This window comes from Synechococcus sp. CBW1108, from assembly GCF_015840335.1.
In the GTDB taxonomy this organism is placed as follows: Bacteria; Cyanobacteriota; Cyanobacteriia; order PCC-6307; family Cyanobiaceae; genus Cyanobium_A.
Genome location: NZ_CP060395.1, coordinates 2,701,670 through 2,719,454, shown reverse-complemented (window position 1 = coordinate 2,719,454; position 17,785 = coordinate 2,701,670). Strand labels below are relative to the sequence as shown.

General features: G+C 60.3%; 19 protein-coding genes. 7 read left to right on the top strand and 12 right to left on the bottom strand.

What is annotated here, in order from left to right; all coding sequences use genetic code 11:
* The first annotated feature begins 20 nt into the window (after window positions 1-20).
* Window positions 21-1,694, top strand: a complete 1,674-nt coding sequence (locus tag H8F27_RS14705) for a YdiU family protein (RefSeq protein WP_231596320.1) — start codon at window positions 21-23, stop codon at window positions 1,692-1,694.
* 17 nt (window positions 1,695-1,711) lie between these two features.
* Here the strand turns inward: H8F27_RS14705 and H8F27_RS14700 are convergent, their stop codons facing one another.
* From H8F27_RS14700 to H8F27_RS14670, 7 genes are all read right to left on the bottom strand, one after another.
* The gene (locus H8F27_RS14700; protein ID WP_231596319.1) at window positions 1,712-1,897 is read right to left on the bottom strand and encodes a hypothetical protein; all 186 of its coding nucleotides are present in this window, start codon (window positions 1,895-1,897) and stop codon (window positions 1,712-1,714) included.
* 60 nt (window positions 1,898-1,957) lie between these two features.
* Window positions 1,958-2,179, bottom strand: a complete 222-nt coding sequence (locus H8F27_RS14695) for a CopG family transcriptional regulator (RefSeq protein WP_304623214.1) — start codon at window positions 2,177-2,179, stop codon at window positions 1,958-1,960.
* A 148-nt stretch (window positions 2,180-2,327) separates the two neighbouring features.
* Window positions 2,328-2,864 (bottom strand): carbonic anhydrase, encoded by a 537-nt coding sequence (locus H8F27_RS14690; protein WP_197149037.1) that lies wholly within the window; start codon window positions 2,862-2,864, stop codon window positions 2,328-2,330.
* A gap of 292 nt (window positions 2,865-3,156) precedes the next feature.
* The gene (locus H8F27_RS14685; RefSeq protein WP_197149036.1) at window positions 3,157-3,345 is read right to left on the bottom strand and encodes a hypothetical protein; all 189 of its coding nucleotides are present in this window, start codon (window positions 3,343-3,345) and stop codon (window positions 3,157-3,159) included.
* Window positions 3,346-3,468: 123 nt separating this feature from the next.
* Entirely contained in the window at window positions 3,469-4,122 is a 654-nt protein-coding gene (locus H8F27_RS14680; protein ID WP_197149032.1) for a L,D-transpeptidase, read from the bottom strand.
* A 48-nt stretch (window positions 4,123-4,170) separates the two neighbouring features.
* Window positions 4,171-5,265 carry an ABC transporter substrate-binding protein gene (locus H8F27_RS14675; protein WP_231596318.1) on the bottom strand — a complete coding sequence of 365 codons (1,095 nt, stop codon included), beginning with the start codon at window positions 5,263-5,265 and terminating at the stop codon, window positions 4,171-4,173.
* Window positions 5,266-5,332: 67 nt separating this feature from the next.
* Complete coding sequence (locus H8F27_RS14670) at window positions 5,333-5,752, bottom strand: nuclear transport factor 2 family protein (RefSeq protein ID WP_231596317.1); 420 nt, start codon at window positions 5,750-5,752, stop codon at window positions 5,333-5,335.
* Window positions 5,753-5,849: 97 nt separating this feature from the next.
* On the opposite strand from H8F27_RS14670, the gene H8F27_RS14665 reads away from it, so the two are divergent.
* Window positions 5,850-6,536 (top strand): AAA family ATPase, encoded by a 687-nt coding sequence (locus H8F27_RS14665; RefSeq protein ID WP_197149026.1) that lies wholly within the window; start codon window positions 5,850-5,852, stop codon window positions 6,534-6,536.
* A gap of 22 nt (window positions 6,537-6,558) precedes the next feature.
* Here the strand turns inward: H8F27_RS14665 and H8F27_RS14660 are convergent, their stop codons facing one another.
* Both H8F27_RS14660 and H8F27_RS14655 read right to left on the bottom strand, forming a co-directional pair.
* On the bottom strand, window positions 6,559-7,224 hold the full coding sequence (locus H8F27_RS14660; RefSeq protein ID WP_197149024.1) for an SDR family oxidoreductase: 666 nt from the start codon (window positions 7,222-7,224) through the stop codon (window positions 6,559-6,561).
* Complete coding sequence (locus H8F27_RS14655) at window positions 7,224-7,757, bottom strand: CDP-alcohol phosphatidyltransferase family protein (protein WP_197149022.1); 534 nt, start codon at window positions 7,755-7,757, stop codon at window positions 7,224-7,226. The genes H8F27_RS14660 and H8F27_RS14655 overlap by 1 nt, the downstream gene beginning before the upstream one ends.
* Before the next feature lie 75 nt (window positions 7,758-7,832).
* On the opposite strand from H8F27_RS14655, the gene H8F27_RS14650 reads away from it, so the two are divergent.
* The gene (locus H8F27_RS14650) at window positions 7,833-8,270 is read left to right on the top strand and encodes a CBS domain-containing protein (RefSeq protein WP_197153616.1); all 438 of its coding nucleotides are present in this window, start codon (window positions 7,833-7,835) and stop codon (window positions 8,268-8,270) included.
* Here H8F27_RS14650 and H8F27_RS14645 read toward each other — a convergent pair whose 3' ends face one another.
* Together H8F27_RS14645 and H8F27_RS14640 are read right to left on the bottom strand one after the other, a co-directional pair.
* A complete protein-coding gene (locus tag H8F27_RS14645; RefSeq protein ID WP_231596316.1) occupies window positions 8,271-8,618 on the bottom strand; it encodes a gamma-glutamylcyclotransferase in 348 nt (115 codons plus the stop codon).
* 49 nt (window positions 8,619-8,667) lie between these two features.
* Window positions 8,668-10,476: a CHASE domain-containing protein gene (locus H8F27_RS14640; RefSeq protein WP_231596694.1), complete on the bottom strand. Its 1,809-nt coding sequence runs from the start codon at window positions 10,474-10,476 to the stop codon at window positions 8,668-8,670.
* A 582-nt stretch (window positions 10,477-11,058) separates the two neighbouring features.
* On the opposite strand from H8F27_RS14640, the gene H8F27_RS14635 reads away from it, so the two are divergent.
* From H8F27_RS14635 to H8F27_RS14620, 4 genes are read left to right on the top strand one after another with little or no spacing between them, the layout of a single operon-like run.
* Window positions 11,059-12,408, top strand: a complete 1,350-nt coding sequence (locus tag H8F27_RS14635; RefSeq protein ID WP_197149016.1) for a glycoside hydrolase family 130 protein — start codon at window positions 11,059-11,061, stop codon at window positions 12,406-12,408.
* The gene (locus H8F27_RS14630; RefSeq protein WP_197149014.1) at window positions 12,405-14,675 is read left to right on the top strand and encodes a glycosyltransferase family 4 protein; all 2,271 of its coding nucleotides are present in this window, start codon (window positions 12,405-12,407) and stop codon (window positions 14,673-14,675) included. Before H8F27_RS14635 ends, H8F27_RS14630 begins: the two co-directional genes overlap by 4 nt.
* On the top strand, window positions 14,672-15,784 hold the full coding sequence (locus tag H8F27_RS14625) for a Gfo/Idh/MocA family protein (RefSeq protein ID WP_197149012.1): 1,113 nt from the start codon (window positions 14,672-14,674) through the stop codon (window positions 15,782-15,784). The genes H8F27_RS14630 and H8F27_RS14625 overlap by 4 nt, the downstream gene beginning before the upstream one ends.
* The gene (locus H8F27_RS14620; RefSeq protein WP_197149010.1) at window positions 15,781-16,893 is read left to right on the top strand and encodes a glycoside hydrolase family 130 protein; all 1,113 of its coding nucleotides are present in this window, start codon (window positions 15,781-15,783) and stop codon (window positions 16,891-16,893) included. The genes H8F27_RS14625 and H8F27_RS14620 overlap by 4 nt, the downstream gene beginning before the upstream one ends.
* Here the strand turns inward: H8F27_RS14620 and nadA are convergent.
* On the bottom strand, window positions 16,823-17,773 hold the full coding sequence (nadA, locus tag H8F27_RS14615; RefSeq protein ID WP_197149008.1) for a quinolinate synthase NadA: 951 nt from the start codon (window positions 17,771-17,773) through the stop codon (window positions 16,823-16,825). The genes H8F27_RS14620 and nadA overlap by 71 nt on opposite strands.
* Window positions 17,774-17,785: the final 12 nt, after the last annotated feature.

Here is a 17,785-nt window from a genome sequence, read left to right as displayed (position 1 = left end):
CAACACGAGTGCCTACAACAGTGCCGATAACAAGCTTTGCGGAGTTTGCCCAACGGGCTGACTATTCGCTGCTGGATGGACTGAATGCCGATCCCCAGGCCAGCGCTGACGGCCGCGACCACCAGCCCCGCCAGGTCTTCTCGGGTCACTATGTGCCGGTGACGCCAACGCCGCTGCCAGCGCCGGAGTTTGTGGCCCACAGCAGTGCCCTGTTCCAGGAGCTGGGGCTGGACGAGGCCCTGGCCCACGATGAGTCTTTCCTCCGCCTGTTCTCCGGCGACATCAGCGTGGCCACCGGCTCGATGCGCCCCTATGGCTGGGCCACCGGCTATGCCCTGTCTATCTACGGCAGCGAATACATCCAGCAGTGCCCCTTCGGCACCGGCAATGGCTATGGCGATGGCCGGGCCATTTCCGTGTTCGAAGGCCTGTTCAACGGCCGGCGTTGGGAGCTGCAACTAAAAGGCGGCGGGCAAACGCCTTACTGCCGCGGCGCCGATGGCCGTGCCGTGCTGCGCTCGAGTGTGCGCGAATTTCTGGCCCAGGAATTCATGCATGCCCTGGGGGTTCCCACCTCCCGCTCGCTGACGCTCTATGTGTCCAGAGCTGAAACCGTGCGCCGGCCCTGGTACGCGCCGGGTTCCCAGTCCTTCGATCCCGACATCCTGGTCAACAACCCGGCGGCGATCACCACCCGGGTGGCACCGTCATTTCTGCGGGTGGGCCAGCTGGAGTTGTTTGCCCGCCGCCTCCGCCGCCAGGCCCATCCAGAGGCCCTCAAAGAGTTGCGCATGATCGTGGCGCACCTGATCGAGCGCAACTACCGCCAGGAGATTGATCCCGCACTGCCGTTCAGCGAGCAGGTGGTGCAGCTGGCTGGCTTGTTTCGTGCCCGGCTTATTGGGCTGGTGGCCCATTGGCTGCGTGTTGGCTATTGCCAGGGCAACTTCAACAGCGACAACTGCGCCGCCGGGGGCTACACGCTCGACTACGGACCCTTCGGCTTCTGCGAACTGTTCGATCCCCGCTTCCAGCCCTGGACGGGCGGCGGGGAGCATTTCAGCTTCTTCAACCAGCCGCAGGCAGCAGAAGCCAATTACCAGATGTTCTGGGCTGCCCTGCGGCCGCTGCTCGCGGGCAATAGCGAGGCATTAGCCCAGCTCGATCAGATCCGCGAGGGTTTTGCAGCTGCAATGCAGCAGGAACTGGAGGCCATGTGGGCCAGCAAGCTCGGCCTGGCCAGCTACAACGCCAACCTGGTGAACGAGCTGTTGGAGCTGATGGTGCGCTCCAAGCTGGATTACACGATCTTTTTCCGCAAGCTGTCTGCCATACCCGAGCACCTCTCAGTCCTAAAAGAAAGCTTCTACCAGCCCAGCTCCGAAGAGCTTGATTGGCAATGGGGCCAGTGGCTGGGGCGCTGGCGTGAGCAGATCATGGCCAACGGTGACCTCAGCGCGACATCGGCAGCGATGCAACGCGTGAACCCGGCCATCACCTGGCGCGAATGGTTGATCGCCCCGGCCTACGAACAGGCGGCGCAGGGCGACACCACAGCAATCCAGGAGCTGCAAGAGGTGTTCCGCCATCCCTACGAGTCGCCATCAGCGGAGCTGGCGGCCACCTACGACCGCCTGAAGCCCAGCGAATTTTTCAACGCTGGAGGCGTATCCCACTACAGCTGCTCTTCGTGATGTTGCGGCTTGCGGTCTCAGGGATCGATCAACCACAGGGCCTCGCGGCCCCCAGCCACTCCCTTGCAGCTGAGGCGGCGATAAAAGCTCACCAGCTGGCTGTTGTGGTTGACCGCCAGCGCCAGCAGCCGTGATACATCCACACCACTCTGGCCCAGCAGGCTGAGCGAATCGGCCAGAACTGATGCTGCGGGTGGCTTCATGGTGGACGTGGCGCCGATCCAGCAGGGCTATCAGCACGTTCACATCCAGTAGGCCCACCCTTAGGCAAGCTCGTTGCGCAGGCTGTTTATGAGCTCCAGATCCACCGGTGCCCCCTGCTCCTTCAAGGGCAGCAGGGGCAGGCCGTTGCGATGGTCGGACCTCCGATGTTCCGAGCAAGAGCCTGGTGCTGGTGCCACCAGGGCCTGGCGCGCCAGCTCGCTGATCACGGCCCCCAGGCTGGTGCGCTGTTGCCGGGCCAGCACCCGCGCCGCTGCCAGCACGTCATCGTCGAGTTGCAGGGTGGTGCGAATCTGATGTTGTCACATCAAGCATCAATTTAAGGGGGCTGTCCTCCTGTCTGCGCCATTCCCGCCAGAGGCTGTCAACTGCGGGGCAGAAGCCCTCGATGAACCGCATCAACACCTGCGTTCAGCGCCGCAGGGAGGTTGAGGTTTGTGCCGGGCTGGGATAACCAATCGGCTCTACATGTCCCATCCAGTCGATCGCGGAACTGTGCAGGTCGTAATAGCCCGCCACCACCGCCAAATGGCCAGCGCGCACCCGATCGGTCAGCAGCACGCTGGAGTGCACCAGATTGGCGGCGGCGCTGAGTGTGTGGCGCCGGCAGGATTCTTCCAGGGAGAGGTGCTCGCCATACTGCAACAGCTCCATGCGCAGCTGGCCCACCACCTGGGAAAGGCTGGGCGTGAGCAGCAATTGAGGGTTAAGGGCGGCAGATACGGCGCCACAGGCCTCATGCCCCAGCACCACAACCAGCGATACATCTAGATGGCCCACCGCATATTCGAGGGAAGCGATCGCTGCAGTGGTACTCATCGTGCCGGCATTGCGCACCACAAACAGGTCGCCGAAACCTGAGTCAAAGAGCAGCTCCACCGGCACCCGCGAATCGGCGCAGCCGAGCACCGCCGCTAGGGGATGCTGTCCTTCCACCACAGCCCGCATGCGTTCTCTGGTGGTGTGAGGATGTATGGAGTGGCCATCTAGAAAACGTTCGTGGCCCTCCTGAAGCCAGCGCAGCACTGCGTCCGGTCGCTCCAGGGGGATGGGTCTTGATCCGGGAGCTGGTTTGGTTCAGGGGGAGCGCTTGATTCGGCCATGGAGAGCAACAAAACTAACTGGCACTTTGAACTCTTTCTAAATCGCACCCCCACAGTCAGCGCAGATGTTCAATACGAACAGCTCGTGTTAACTGACATGGGAAGCGCAAATGGGCCTGTACCCAGGGGCGTGTAGCTCAGACAGTCGATTGGGTTCCCCTTGCGCTGGTGTCCTCTTCGATTCGGTAATATTCCCGATCGTCCGAGCAGCAGAGATCGGCGTAGTAGCGTTCGAGTTCCTGATGGGCCTCGTTGTAGCTGGCGTATAGCCGCTTGGTGATGGCATCGCTGACGCCGTCATCGCGTCGTATCCGGTACTGGGTCATGGTTCAGTAGTAACGGCTGGGGTATATACCCGGATGATCGATATGCTTCACCGCAAACCCGAGCACGGGTCTCGATTCATATTTGTAGTGAAACTTGCTTTAAATTAATCCACCAGGCCGCTATCACGGTGTGCAGGGTCCGTTGGCACTGATCACTACCTCATCGCCCAGCTTCACGGCCGAGAGTAGGGCCTGGAGTGCGGGCTCGGCCACGTTCACGCAGCCGCCGGTCACTTTTTGGCCGATGCGTTGGTCGTTGTTGCTGCCGTGGATGGCGAAGCTGTACCAGCGGAACCTGCCTTCGTAGGTGTTGAAGGCGAACGGCTGTTTGACGCTGCCCACCGGCGCCAGGCTCACGTAGCCGCTGCCGTATTCCCGAGTTTCACCATCGCCGTCAAAGTCGATGGCGTTCATGTTGCGGAAGAGCGTCCGGCGCAGTTCAGCTTCGCTCTTGCCTGATTGGGCGACCAGCGCCGGCTCCATCTCGAAGCGATCGTGGCTGAAGATCCCATTCACCCGGAAACGCCCCAGCGGCGTGTAGCCCTCCTCGAAGCGGCTGCCGGCGCAGGTGATGCCGTTTCGGCCGAAACCCACCTTGAAGACCTTGCGTTCTTGGCCGCGGGTAAGAATTCCATAGCTACTCGACGGCGCCTTCTGGTCGAGCTCGATCCGGATCGGTCCCGTTACAGCGGATGGGGCCTCCCGGGAGGGGTTCCCGCCGCAGCCCGCCAGAGCCAGGCAATACCCCGAAAGGGCCAGCGCAGGGAGACGGTGCATGGCGGGCGGCAAGCTCGCACCCCATGTTGCCGCCCCCCCCCCCGGGGCCTACCAGCCGTTGATCGCCTGACGGCGCAGCTGGCTCACCGCCCCATCTCGTTTCAGCCGGCCGAGGGCCACGTTGATCCGGCTGACACTTGCGTCGTTCAGGGTGGGGGACAAGGCGAAAGCCTGGCTCTGGGGATTGAGATCGCGTAGGGCTAGGCCGAAGCGCTTGTCGGAGAGCTGCTGCAGCAGGAAGTCCAGTTGGATGTCATCGGCCATCACCGCCTCCACTGCGCCAGCTGCCAGCAGGGAATCGGCATCCGGCACCCGCATCAACTTGCGTAACTGGATCGGCGGCTGCAGCCCGCTGCGGTTGAGGCCTCGCAGCAGCTCTTCGCTGACACTGCCTGGACGCACCGCCACCCGTTGGCCCGCTAGATCATTGAGGCTACGCACCGAGCGGCTTGCCAGGTCCTGATTGCCACGCACCACGTTGATTGTCACGTAGCTCACCAGCAGGGACGCGCTGACGATCCGCACCAGGTAGGCCAGAAACACCAGGGAGTGGCCGCGGGCTGTCACCACCACCGTGTTGGTGCCTGGCCCGGTTGTCAGCACCTGGAAGATCAGGGCAAAGCCGCGGCGACGTCCCACTTCCCAGGCTGCCGGTTTACTGCCGGAGCGCTCCACACGCCACACCGCCACGCTCAGCAGGCCGATCAGGCCCACATAGGCCAGTAGCAGGCGAATCAGGTCGGGGCCCAGCAGCGACTGCAGCAGCGATACCCCCAGATCCAGCCGGGAGCGCAGGGTCATCACCCCCAGTCCAGTCTCCTGGAACGGCAGGGAGAAACGGTTGCTCCCCAGCCGTTCCGGTGAGACGGTGATGCAGCCGATGGCCACATCCAGTTCGCCGCGGCGGGTGGCCTCCAGCAGGCTGGCGGTGCTCTCCCGTGCCACCAGCACGTAGGGCAGCCGCTCCTGGGCGGCGATGCGTTGCCACAGCTCCACGGCCATCCCACTCCAGCTGCCCTGCTTGCGGAACGAGCAGGGCTGGGAACCATCCGCCACCCCCACCCGGAGCACCGCTGCGGCCTGCAGCGGCATGGCCGCCAGGAGAAGACCGATCGCCAGCGCCCGCAGCAACGGTATTGGCAACGGGGGAATGGCTCTATGCACCGATCCTGGCAGGGGGGAGCGCCAGCTCGCTAGCTCCTTACCTCCGTCAGCCCACGAAGCGCCCATAGAGCCAGCGCACGAAGCCACCCAGTAGCGGTACCGGCCCGAAGGTGGGGCCAACGAAATCGAAGTAGTCGCGGTGGTCGCAGATCCTGCCCTCGCCGTTGAACAGCAGCCGGGTGGTGCCTGGATACACAAACTCGATTCCCTTGATCCTTAGCCCCATCTCCCACTCCACGAAGGCGCTGCTGCCTTCGATCGCGATGGCGCCGGGGGTGAGATAGGTGTCGTCGCAGCGCTTGAGCAGGCCCTCCTGGGCGGCGATATAGGCCGCGATTCCCTCGCGCTCCTGGGTGGGATCGCTGAAGTGCACATCCTCGGCGTAGAGCTCCCGCCACTGGGCTTGGCTCGGCCCGGGGGCGCCGTAGGGCTTGCTGAACAGGGCACGCAACTGGGCAGTGTCCACCACTGGGGCTATCGGAGGGTCAGGCTCAGGATGGCACTCTCGCCTGAGGGGTGGTCTCTGCAGAAGTGATGTTTGGATTGGGCAGCAGGGCAAAGCCATGAGAATCGCGATCAGTGGATCCCACAGCCTGGGCAAATCCACGCTGGTGCGGGATTTTCAGGCTGCACACCCAGACTTTCAGCTTTTTGATGAGCCCTACCGGGAGCTCGTCGCCCGCCAGGAGCGCATCCACTTCGGCGAGAGGGCCAGCCAGCGCTGCAACCGCTTGATGACCCAGCAGGCCATTGATCGCATCAACCAGGCACGGCTGCAGATGCCCGAGACCCCGGTGATCTGTGACCGCAGCTGTCTGGACTTCATCCCCTACTCCCTCTACGCCCGCGCCATGGGTAGCAACGAGGGTCTGCCCAGAGGGGAACGGCTCCGCACGGTGGAGGTGCGTCCAGACATGCAGGAGAAAAACGGGATGCCCTTTCCTTCGGACATAAACGCCGCCTTCATCGAGCAGCTGTGGTCAATGATCCTCGAGAGTCAGGCCCTGGCCAGTTATGACCTAATTGCGTTCCTGCCCCTCACGGGCGAGCCAGGCATCGACCCCTGCCTTGAGAACGACGGCATCCGCTCAGTGGAGGGGGCCTATCGCGCCTGGGTTGATGCCGCCTTCAAACAGCTGTATCGCCATGACCTGCCCGCCCGCAGCCCCCAGGCCTGCCAGGTTGTGGAGATCAGCGGTGGCAGGCCTGAGCGGGTCAAATCACTGGAGGAGGCGATAGGACTGGCCTGAATCTGACAGCCCTGAATCTGCCCTACCAGGGAAGCACCTCGCCATTGGCGTGCCAGAACGTACCGCTGGCCTCCAGAGTGAGGGAGTCAATGCGGGCCAGCAGACCTTGCACGGCCTGCTCGGGGCTGATGCCATTGGGGTTGAAGTTGATCATCCGGGTACGCACCAGGCCCGGATGCAGTATGGCCACGGCAATGCCCCGGGGGCGCAGGTCGATCGCCAGCGATTTACCCGCCATGTTCAGCGCCACCTTCGACATGCGGTAGCCGTAGGAACCGCCGGAGCCATTGTCGTCAATTGAGCCCATGCGGCTGGTCATCAGTGCCAGCTTCGAGCCGCTGGCCAGGTTCGGCAGCAGGGCGCGAACAAGGCGCAGGGGTGCCAGAGCGTTCACTTCAAACTGGCGCCGCAGGCTTTGGGCGTCGAGCTCCTCCAGCGAGGAGCGCTCGAGGATGCCCGCATTGAGGATCAGCCCTGCCAGCACCAGCCCATCGAGCCGCTGCACCAGTTCGGCGATGGCGGCTTCAGCGGTGAGATCGATCCCCGCCTCGATGCGCACCCCCAGGGCCTCCAGCTCCGGAGAGGCCCTGCGGCATACCGCTATCACTTGCTCACCCCGGGCCTGCAGCTGGCGGCAGTACTCCAGGCCGATGCCGCGGTTGGTGCCGGTCACCAGATAGTTCGCCATCAGTGGCCAGAACGCAGATAGCCCCATGCTGACGCCAAGGCCAGTCCCAACGACGGCCAGAACAGCCACCAGCCGGCCAGCTGGGCCCAGCCGGCCCCTGCCCAGGGCCAGAACAGGAGCAGCAAGCTGGTGAATTGCAGCACGGTTTTTGCCTTGCCGCTCCAGGAGGCGGGCCCGCCGCTGGTTTCGGCGGCGCGCCAACCCGAGATCAGCAATTCCCGGGCCAGCAGAAGCCAGATCGCCCAGAGGGGCACCATCCCCTTGGCCCCGAGCCAAAGCAAGGGCGCTGCTATCAAAATCTTGTCGGTGAGGGGGTCCAGACGGGCACCCCAAACAGAGCCACCGCCAGCCCGCCTGGCCAGCACCCCATCGACCCAGTCGCTCAAGCCACCCAGCAGCAGCAGCAGCCAGGCCAGGGCAAGCTGACCGCCGGTCAGAGCAAGAATCAGGGGCAGGCCCAGGGCGGCCCGGCCCAGGGTGAGGCCATCGGCCAGTTGGCGAGTTCTAGATGGTCTGCTGCCTTGGATTGCCATGCCCGCCGAGCTCGACCCCAGAATGGCTCAAGTCTTGTCTCTTCGCCCGTGGTGCAACAGCTGGTTTCTGCCGTGATGTCGGCCCCGGTGCTGAGCGTTGGCGCCGACAGCCCCCTGCAGGAGGCCGTGCAACTTATGAGTGAGCACCACATCAGCGGTCTGCCCGTGCTGGATCCAGCGGGGGCGCTGGTCGGCGAACTCACCGAACAGGACCTGATGGTGCGCGAAAGCGGGTTCCACAGCGGCCCCTACGTGATGCTGCTCGATGCGGTGATCTACCTGCGCAATCCTCTCAACTGGGACAAGGAGGTGCACCAGGTCTTGGGCAGCACCGTCGCTGATGTGATGAATGCCAAGGTGCACACCTGCAGCGCCGACCTGCCCCTGCCGGATGCGGCCAAGCTGCTGCATGAGCGCAGTACCCAGCGCCTTTTTGTGATTGATGCCGCCAAAAAGCCAGTGGGCGTAATCACCCGGGGGGATGTGGTGCGGGCCCTGGCGGCGGCAGGCTGATCAGCGAGCGCCCTGCCACCTGCCGCTGGCAACCAGTGGGGAGTGGCGAACCTGGCGCGGCCGACCCAGATAGACCCAGGCAAAGGGCCCTTGCCATAGTTCGAGCCAGTGGCGCTGGAACAGCCGGGGAGCCCCCTCAAAGCGGTCCAGTCGCTCCAGCATCGGGCCGCTCACGCGGTAGAGCTCCCCGTGGAGCAGGGACGCATCCCCGGGGCAGGCGACCGCCATCGGGAACGGCCCCAGGTCAAATAGCTTTACGCCGGCCAGTTGGGCTTCGCCAAGCCAGGCTGCGCCGTCAAGCCAGGCGTGGTTGGCCTGGTGGCGCTTAAGGCTGCCATAGACAAACACCCTGGTCGGCCCGGCCCCGTCAGTAATAATTGGAGTGCTTGCCCTGCCCTCATCCATGACTATCGCTTTGTTGGTCGCTCTGGCCGGCTCCTTGGTGCTGATGGCTGTGATCGTCAAGCGCCTGGAGCAGGCCTGAGACCTGAACAGACTTTCCCGAGCTACGCTTAGCCGCGTACATGGCGTTGTCTGCTGCTGATAAAAGCTGCTCGCGGCTCTCACCGTGGTCTGGGTAGCGGGCTATGCCCACGCTGGCCGAAATATTGATCGCCCGGTTCAGCTCCAAATAGGGGAGGCGACTTGAATCGACAAGCTTCCTGGCCATGGCCTCCAGTTCGGCACAATTGCCTGCCTCCGGCACCAGCACCACAAATTCATCGCCACCCTGACGGCAGAGCAGGTCGCCGTCGCGGATCACCTTGCTAAAGCGTTCGGCGACGATCTCTAGCACCTGGTCCCCCACCTTGTGGCCAAATTGGTCATTTACCAACTTGAACCCATCCAGGTCGAGATAGAGCAGGCCCAGGGCGTGGCCGTGGCGCTTTGCTAGGGCCAGGTGGCGCTCCAGCTGCTCCATCAACATTGAGCGGTTTGCAAGGCCGGTAAGGGTGTCGTGCATGGCCATGTAGCGCATAGTCTGTTCGGCCTGATGGCGCTCGGTTACGTCCTGGTACATCCCCACGAAGTATCGGGGTTGAAGCTTTTCATCTCGCACGGTTGTGATGCTGAGGTGATGACAGCGAATTTCCCCATTGCGCACCTTGTTCCACAAGTCCCCTTCCCAGTAGCTCTTTTCGTTGAGATCATTGCGCATCTGTTCGTAAAAAGCTGCATCATGTCTGCCCGATTTCAGCAGGTTGCTGCGTTGTCCTTTGATTTCCGAGAGGCGAAAGCCGGTAAGTTGGCTAAAGCTGTTGTTTGCCATCAAAATTTGGCCGTCTGGGTTTGTTACAACAATCCCCTGGCTGCTCTCTTCAAACACTGTGCTGGCAAGAGCCCGCTCCTGGCTGGCGGCCTCACTGATTGCCAGAGCCTCCCGGGTGGCCAGATGGTTGGCCACCAATATGTGGGTTACGAGAGCTGCCACAATGCTGATGCTGCCGCCGAGGAGCAGGTTTATCCAATAGGCACTGGTGATTCCATCTGGCCCCACCAGCCGCGGTGAAAGCTGAACACCGACCAACCAGGTGCGGCCGCCTATGTGGAGCGGCTCATAGGAAGGATGGCTGAGTTGCTGGCGAGAGACCAGCTTGAGGTTGTCGTAGAGCAGTTTACTGGCAAAGGGTCGATCGCCATCGAAAACCAGCACACCGGTGCCAGCCATATCGCTATTATCAATGCCTGCAATTGAACTGTTAACCAAATCGTTCATACGCAGCGGCGAGTAAGCCCAACCCAAGAGCTTGCGGGTATTGGCACCAGGCGATAGACCCCGGTCGGCGTAAACGGGCAAATAGATCAGTACTCCCCGCTGCATATCCTCTTGGGTTTCCTGCACCAATTTCACCTTGCCGCTGAGGCTGGCGGCACCGCTCTGCCAGGCCGCCTGCATCGCCTGGCGCCGTATTGGCTCGCTGTACATGTCAAAGCCGAAGGCCCGCTGATTACGCCAGTCGAAGGGCTCGAGGAATTCGATTGAGCTATAGAGAGCGCTTGGCCCTTGCGGCCAGACGTTAAAGTTGGGAAATCCTTCTGAGCGGATACGTTGCTCATAACCCTCGAGTAGATGGGCCGGAATCAAGCGCGCAAAGCCAACTCCTTGCACACCTTTCAGCTGGCCAGTGTTGAGGGCTACGGTTTGATAGTAGGTAACAAAATTATCGCGGTTAACCTCAACTGAAGAGTTAAACAAACCCACCACCCCAGCCAACATCGAAATGTTTATCTCCAGCTTGCTGCGCAGGGCATCGCCGACGTTGTCTAGTAGGGTGCTTTCAATGCGCAGATGTTCCTGCTTGCCAAAGCGCCTGGTCTGCTCGCTCACCGCCGCGGTAGCAGCCAGCCCGATCGCCAACACAAGCCAGGGCAGGAGAGCAATTGTGCGCTGCCTACCCCAGGAGTTGATTAGCCCCCCTATCAGTACCCGGGGAGAAATGCTCACATCAGGCCAGCTAAACCGAAGCCAATTCTAGGCTGTGCAGCAGATTTGGCTGCTGCTGGTCTGGAGCAGGGCAGCAGCAAATTCTGAGCAAACAAGCTTGGAAGGCGCAGGGTGACAGGAAAGGCACTATGGTGATTAGGGAAAAGGGGTCGAGGGTCGACACACCTAAAATACGCCTGTTGAAGTCAAATTTTTGGGCACTCATGCAGGTTATAAGCAATGGTGCTTCAAGTTAATAGAACCCATATCCAAATTAAGCCTGATCCTGCCCGGGTTTTTTTCAGGCCGTTTGAATCAAGTAGCAAGGAACGTAGCCAAAGGATTGTGGCCCGAGTAACGGCAATGTCCCGCTCCGAGGCAGAGCAAGAAGCTGCCATCATGCTGGAGCGATTTGAGGGCCGCCATGAAAAGCTCCAGGCTTTTCTGTTGAGTCGTTTCGAGCATGTGCGCGAACATCTGATCACGGATCAGCCACTAAATCGCTGTGAACGCTTGCTCATTGGTGCCTATTTCACGCTGGAATATTCCCTGGAAGCAGCTGCGCTCTTCAATCCATCAATCGTGCCCCACCCGGATCAGTCTGGACTGGAGTCAGGCTGCTTGCGCTTTCTGCTCAGTCTGAGGGCTACGGGCGAGGGCCATATCTCTTCGATTGTTTTTCGAACTGGTGTGATCAACCGCCAGGTTGGTATATCTCTAGATGAGCCGAGCCCCTTTGTAGCAGCTGCTGATGTGCATCCCAACCCAAGTTATGACAAACACCTATTCGAGCGCAAACTGCTCGAATTAGGCTTACTTTCGGCACTGACCCAGCTACTAATGGATCAACTGCCCGACCATTTTAGCTTCGAGCAACTCACCTTGCTGACCAGCCAAGCCCTGCGCCGCGATCGCCTGGGCAATGGGGATACCGTTCGCACGGTGGAGAGTGTGCTTTCGCTGGCCAGGGCAAATTACGAGATCAGCTTTAACACTGGTGATGATTGCTCGGAGCGCGCCATCTTCCCCACCTCTCCCACGGAAAGAAGAGGTATCGAGGATGCTCGTTTCGTCGCCTTTGAGGATGGGGGCCAAACAACATATTATGCAACCTATAGTGCCTATGATGGCCAACTTGTATTTCCCCAGTTGCTGGAAACCAAGGACTTTACTAAGTTCAAAATTAGCACTTTAAATGGTCCGGAAGTGGAGAATAAGGGCATGGCCCTGTTCCCACGCAAGCTAGGAGATTGTTATGCAATGCTCTCCAGACAAGATGGTGAGAATATCTACTTAATGTATTCTGACCAACTGCACTTCTGGCATGAGAAGAAAATCCTGATGCGCCCCACCTATCCATGGGAGTTCGTTCAGGTGGGCAATTGTGGCTCCCCGATAGAAACCGATGCCGGCTGGCTTGTATTAACCCATGGAGTCGGTCCAATGCGACGCTATACAGTTGGAGCTATCCTTTTAGATCTAAATAATCCAGGTCAGTTGATCGGCCGTCTCCGGCAGCCACTGCTAGAGCCAACTCAGGAGGAAAGGGAGGGATATGTGCCGAATGTTGTCTATAGTTGTGGCTCCCTTATCCATAACGGGACTCTGATTATTCCCTATGCCATGAGCGACCAGTCAAGCAGTTTTGCGACCGTGCCCGTTGATCAGTTGCTGAATGAATTAATGAGCAATCCTGTGGAGCAATGCTCATGAAGCCAAATCCGGTTCGCAAGATTGCAATTATTGGTGATTACCTACCAAGAAAGTGCGGAATCGCCACCTTTTCCCATTCGGTTTATCGAGCACTCAGCGAAGATACGGCTACTAATGAATGTTTCATTGTGGCGGTTAATGACCTGCCTGAGGGCTATGCCTATCCACCTGAAGTTCGCTTCGAGCTAGCAGAGCAGGACCTAGCCAGCTATCGCCGTGCGGCCGACTTTCTTAATCTCACGGACACAGACATCATCTGCCTGCAGCATGAATTCGGTATCTATGGCGGACCTGCTGGTAGCCATATCCTCACCTTGTTACGCCATGTTCATATACCGGTGGTTACCCAGCTCCACACGGTACTGGAGGAACCAAGCATTGAACAACTGCAGGTGATGAAGGAGCTAGCTGCCCGCTCTGCCCGAATCATTGTGATGAGCGAGCGGGGGCGCCAAATCCTCGTTGATATCTATGGATTGGAAGCTGACCACCTAGATGTCATCCCCCATGGGGTGCCAGATACGCCCTTCGTTGATCCCAACTACTACAAGGATCAGTTTGGTGTCGAGGGGAAACAGGTTCTGCTCACCTTTGGGCTAATTTCGCCTGCAAAGGGAATAGAGAATGTTATCCGCGCCTTGCCTGAAGTTATAAAGGCATTTCCAGAGATGGTTTACATCGTTCTGGGCGCCACCCACCCCCACCTCTTGCGCGAGCAGGGTGAAACCTACCGATTAAGCCTTGAGCGCCTTGCCCAAGAGTTGGGGGTAAGAAAGCAGGTTGTCTTTTATAACAGATTCGTCGGCTCTGAAGAGCTAAAGGATTTTCTTGGAGTGGCTGATATTTATATCACCCCCTATCTTAATCGCGATCAGATTACCTCCGGCACCCTCTCCTATGCCTTTGGCTGCGGCAAAGCGGTAATTTCCACTCCCTACTGGCATGCGGAGGAATTGCTTGCTGATGGCCGCGGTGTGCTGGTGCCTTTTCGAGACAGTGGGGCAATTGGTGTGGCCTTAATTGGTTTGCTAACTGACGATGTGCGGCGCCATGCCATGCGCAAGCAGGCCTACCTCCTCGGCAGGAGCATGATCTGGAGCCAGGTGGCGGCTCTCTATGCCAGCTCCTTTGAGCGAGCCCGTTTGGAACGCGGCAATGGAGTGGTGATCCACTCTCCACTGAAACCTTTGGAACAGGAGCCGCGGGAACTCCCAGCCCTAAGGCTGGAGCATCTGAAACGGATAACAGATTCAACAGGTATCTACCAGCACGCCAAATATACCCTTCCCAACTTCAAGGAAGGTTACTGCACCGATGACAATGTGCGTGCTTTGCAGCTGCTGGTAATGCTCGAGGAATCGGGTGACTTTACTCCAGAGCTTAAGTCGCTGGCCACCTATTATGCATCGTTCATTAACTATGCCTATATTCCAGAGACCTGCCGTTTTCATAATTTTATGAGCTTCGAGCGCACCTGGCTCGATGACGATGGCTCCGATGATTGTTTGGGGCGCACCTTGTTGGCCCTGGCCGCCTGCGTAGGCCGATCCCGCCGCGACGACCTGCGCCAGTGGGCTGTGGATCTGTTTCAGCTGGCTTTGCCTTCGGTCACCAAGACAACCAGCCCACGGGCCTGGGCCCTTGGACTCAAGGCCATCCATGAGTATCTGCGCAAGCTCAGTGGCGATCGAACCGTCGATTTAATGCGCGATACCCTCACCGATCAGTTGCTGGCAGCCTTCCACCAATCCAGTGCAGATGAATGGCCCTGGTTCGAGAACGTGCTCAGTTACGACAACGCATCCCTGCCCCATGCCCTGATCCTCAGCGGCCGCTGGTCTAAACGAAATGAAGCCCTGGATGTGGGCCTGCGCAGCTTGCGCTGGTTGATGGCGGAGCAAACCGCAGAGGCAGGCCATTTCAGGCCGATTGGCTCCAACGGCTTCTACCGTCGCGGCCAGCATCGTGCCACTTTTGACCAGCAACCCTTGGAGGCCTGTGCCTCGGTATCGGCCTGTGTGGAGGCCTGGTCTGCTACTGGAGATGGATTTTGGCTTGACGAGGCCTGGCGAGCCTTCGCCTGGTTCCTCGGGGATAACGACCTGCACCTGCCCCTCTATGACGCCCGAACCGGTGGCTGTTTTGACGGTCTTCAAGACGACAGCGTCAATATGAACCAGGGCGCCGAATCAACCCTGGCCTTCCTCCTGGCTCTGCAGGATATGCGACTACTCGAACTCGCTCGCCATTCCATCCCCAAACCATGAATAGTATCCGCATTGGTGCCATCGGAACAGGGGGCTTTGGTCTATTTGCCCTCCAGCAGTTTCTTCAGGTTGAGGGCGCTGAGCTTGTAGCCATGGCTGGCAGCCACCGCGAGGCGGCCCTAGCGGTGGCCCGCCGCTTCGGACTGGTCGAAAATATGGAGGTGGAGACGCTGATCAAACTCGATCAGGTAGATCTTGTTTACATCGCCACGCCTCCCTTCCTCCATTTCGCCCAGGTGCGGGCCGCCCTTGAGGCGGGTAAGCATGTGATCTGCGAAAAACCGCTGGCGCTGAGCCTGGCCCAGGCCGATGAGTTGCTCCAGTTGGCTAGAACCCGCAATCTACTCTGCGTTGCCAATTTGATGCAGCGCTATAACCCGCTGTTTGAAGCGGTACACCAACTCATCGACTCAAACGTGATTGGTGAGTGCCTGCATGGCTGGTTTGACAATGCCGCCGGCGATGAGGGGCTTTCAGCTGACCACTGGTTTTGGGATCGGGCCAAAAGCGGCGGGATCTTCATTGAACATGGAGTGCACTTCTTTGACCTATTTGAAGGTTGGCTGGGTAAGGGGCAGGTTCTCTCTTCCCAGCGCAGCCTGCGGCCCGGCTCCGGCCTCGAAGAACAGGTGCAGTGCGTGGTGCGCTATGGCAATGGGGCCCTGATTAATTTCTATCACGGCCTCACCCAACCGGCCCGGCTTGAGCGTCAGGAATTCAGGCTCCTGTTTGAGCGCGGCGAGCTGACCCTGGAAGAATGGGTGCCTACTCGGCTGCGGCTGCGGGCGGTGGTGGATGAGGAGCAGTCGCGCAGATTGATGCAGATTTTCCCTGGGGCCAGGCTCGATGTTCTCGAGGCCTACTCCGGAGCCAAACGGCTGGCCCGCGGACGCCACAAAGACTTTGACACCTACCAGAAGATCGATCTCCATGGTGGCTTGGACGTTGAAAAGATGCGCCGTTATTGTGAGCTTCTACGGGCCCTGTTTGCCGACCAGGTCGCCTGGATTGCAGACCGTTCCCATCAGCGCCTGATCACTGAGGAAAACGGGCGCAACTCCCTGGCCATGGCGTGCGCTGCTACCGAGCTGGCTGAGACCGGTAAGTGATCCCCCGCCTGTTCAGCAGCTGCCTGCTGACCCCGGGTCAACTCGCCCCATCCCAGCCGGATATGGACGTGGTGGGCGCCTTCAATCCAGGCGCAGTCGCCACCGCCGAGGGTGTCGTGCTGCTGATCAGGGTGGCCGAGACCCCGCGGCAGATCCGGCCGGGTCTTGTCGGACTGCCCCGCTGGGACCTGGCGGCCGGGGCCATCGTTATCGATTGGCTGCCAGAGCAGGAGCTGGTTGTTATAGATGCCCGGGTGGTGAAGATCAGGGAGACTGGCCTGCTGCGGCTCACCTCCACCTCCCATCTGCGCGTGGTTCGCAGCACCAACCCGCGCCAGCTCGATTCCAGCCACCAGACCATCCTCAGGCCCAGCCTCCCTTGGGAAACCTATGGCATCGAAGATCCCCGGATCACCCCAATCGAGGGCCGGTATTACATCACCTATGTGGCCGTATCCCCCCACGGGGCGGCTACAGCTTTGGCTTCCACCCTGGATTTCTGCACCTTCCAATTCCATGGGCTGATCTTCTGCCCGGAAAATAAGGATGTGGTGTTATTCCCTGAGCGTATCGGTGGCAGGTACTACGCCCTACACCGACCCACCACTGCACATGATTTCTGCCGCCCGGAGATCTGGCTGGCCTCATCCCCAGACCTGCTGCATTGGGGCAAGCACCAGCCCTTGCTGGGCTCCACTGCCAGCTGGGACCGGGGCCGCATCGGCGCCGGCACACCACCGATCCGCACGGATGGGGGGTGGTTAGTTCTGTATCACGGCAACGACAGGGCGGAAGGGGATGCTGGCATCGGCTCCTATGGGGCTGGCAAGTTAATGCTGGATCTCGACCAGCCCTGGCAAATCCGCAGCTCCGGGGAGCAGATCCTGGCGCCCGAGCTCGCTTACGAATGCGAGGGTTTTGTGCCCAATGTGGTGTTCCCCACCGGCATCATTCGGCAGGAGGGCTCCCTCTTGATTTACGCCGGAGCAGCAGACAGCTACACCTGCGTGGTGGAACTTGAGCTGGCAGACCTGCTGCTCAGCGGCTCATCGCCAGCATCCGCTCAATCGGTGCCAGGGCCCGGAGCCGCAGCTCCTCATCCATGCTGATTTCGGGCTCCATTCGTTCGAGGCACTGCCAGAGCTTCTCAAGGGTGTTCAGCCGCATGTAGGGGCAGGCGTTGCAGCTGCAGCCGTCGGCGCCGGGCACCTCAAAAAACTCCTTGTTGGGTACCTTTAGCCGCATCTGGTGCAGGATGCCCGGCTCGGTGAGCACGATGAAACTCTGCGCGGGGCTCGCCTCTGCGCGGCGCAGCAGGCTGCTGGTTGAGCCGATGAAGTCGGCCAGATCGAGCAGGTGCTGCTGACATTCAGGATGGGCCAGCACCTGGGCCTTTGGGTGCTCAAGTTTGAGCTGCAATAGGGCCTGCTCGCTGAAGGCCACATGCACCTGGCAGCTGCCGGGCCAGAGGGTGAGCTCCCTGCCGCTCTGGGCCTGTACCCAGCGACCCAGGTTTTGATCGGGGGCAAACAGGATCGGGCGGCCTTCCGGCAGCTGGCGCACCAGGTCTACGGCGTTGCTGCTGGTGCAGATCAGGTCGCTCTGGGCCTTCACCGCCGCCGAGCAATTGATGTAGCTCACCACGATGTGGTCCGGGTGCTCGGCACGGAAGCTGGCAAACGCATCGGCGGGGCAGGCGTCAGCTAACGAGCAGCCCGCCTCCAGATCCGGCAGCAGCACCCTTTTACCCGGATTGAGGATCTTGGCCGTTTCGGCCATGAAATGCACCCCGCAGAACACGATCACATCGGCGGAGGTGGCAGCGGCCTTGCGAGCCAACTCAAGGGAGTCGCCGATGAAGTCGGCGATGTCCTGGATGGCGTCTTCCTGGTAGTAGTGGGCCAGGATCACGGCGTTGCGCTGGCGCTTCAGCTCGCTGATCGAATTCACCAGGTCGGCGCTTGATCTGGTTTGGGAAGCAAATACCAATAGGAGGCCCCC

Bases quoted from the DNA above. Each gene is read 5' to 3' on its own strand.
- H8F27_RS14630 (WP_197149014.1), top strand. From the start codon at position 12,405: ATGAAGCCAAATCCGGTTCGCAAGATTGCAATTATTGGTGATTACCTA.
- H8F27_RS14650 (WP_197153616.1), top strand. From the start codon at position 7,833: ATGTCGGCCCCGGTGCTGAGCGTTGGCGCCGACAGCCCCCTGCAGGAG.
- H8F27_RS14660 (WP_197149024.1), bottom strand. From the start codon at position 7,224: ATGGCGAACTATCTGGTGACCGGCACCAACCGCGGCATCGGCCTGGAG.
- H8F27_RS14685 (WP_197149036.1), bottom strand. From the start codon at position 3,345: ATGACCCAGTACCGGATACGACGCGATGACGGCGTCAGCGATGCCATC.
- H8F27_RS14700 (WP_231596319.1), bottom strand. From the start codon at position 1,897: ATGAAGCCACCCGCAGCATCAGTTCTGGCCGATTCGCTCAGCCTGCTG.
- H8F27_RS14680 (WP_197149032.1), bottom strand. From the start codon at position 4,122: ATGCACCGTCTCCCTGCGCTGGCCCTTTCGGGGTATTGCCTGGCTCTG.
- H8F27_RS14655 (WP_197149022.1), bottom strand. From the start codon at position 7,757: ATGGCAATCCAAGGCAGCAGACCATCTAGAACTCGCCAACTGGCCGAT.
- H8F27_RS14665 (WP_197149026.1), top strand. From the start codon at position 5,850: ATGAGAATCGCGATCAGTGGATCCCACAGCCTGGGCAAATCCACGCTG.
- H8F27_RS14690 (WP_197149037.1), bottom strand. From the start codon at position 2,864: ATGCGGGCTGTGGTGGAAGGACAGCATCCCCTAGCGGCGGTGCTCGGC.
- H8F27_RS14625 (WP_197149012.1), top strand. From the start codon at position 14,672: ATGAATAGTATCCGCATTGGTGCCATCGGAACAGGGGGCTTTGGTCTA.
- H8F27_RS14635 (WP_197149016.1), top strand. From the start codon at position 11,059: ATGTCCCGCTCCGAGGCAGAGCAAGAAGCTGCCATCATGCTGGAGCGA.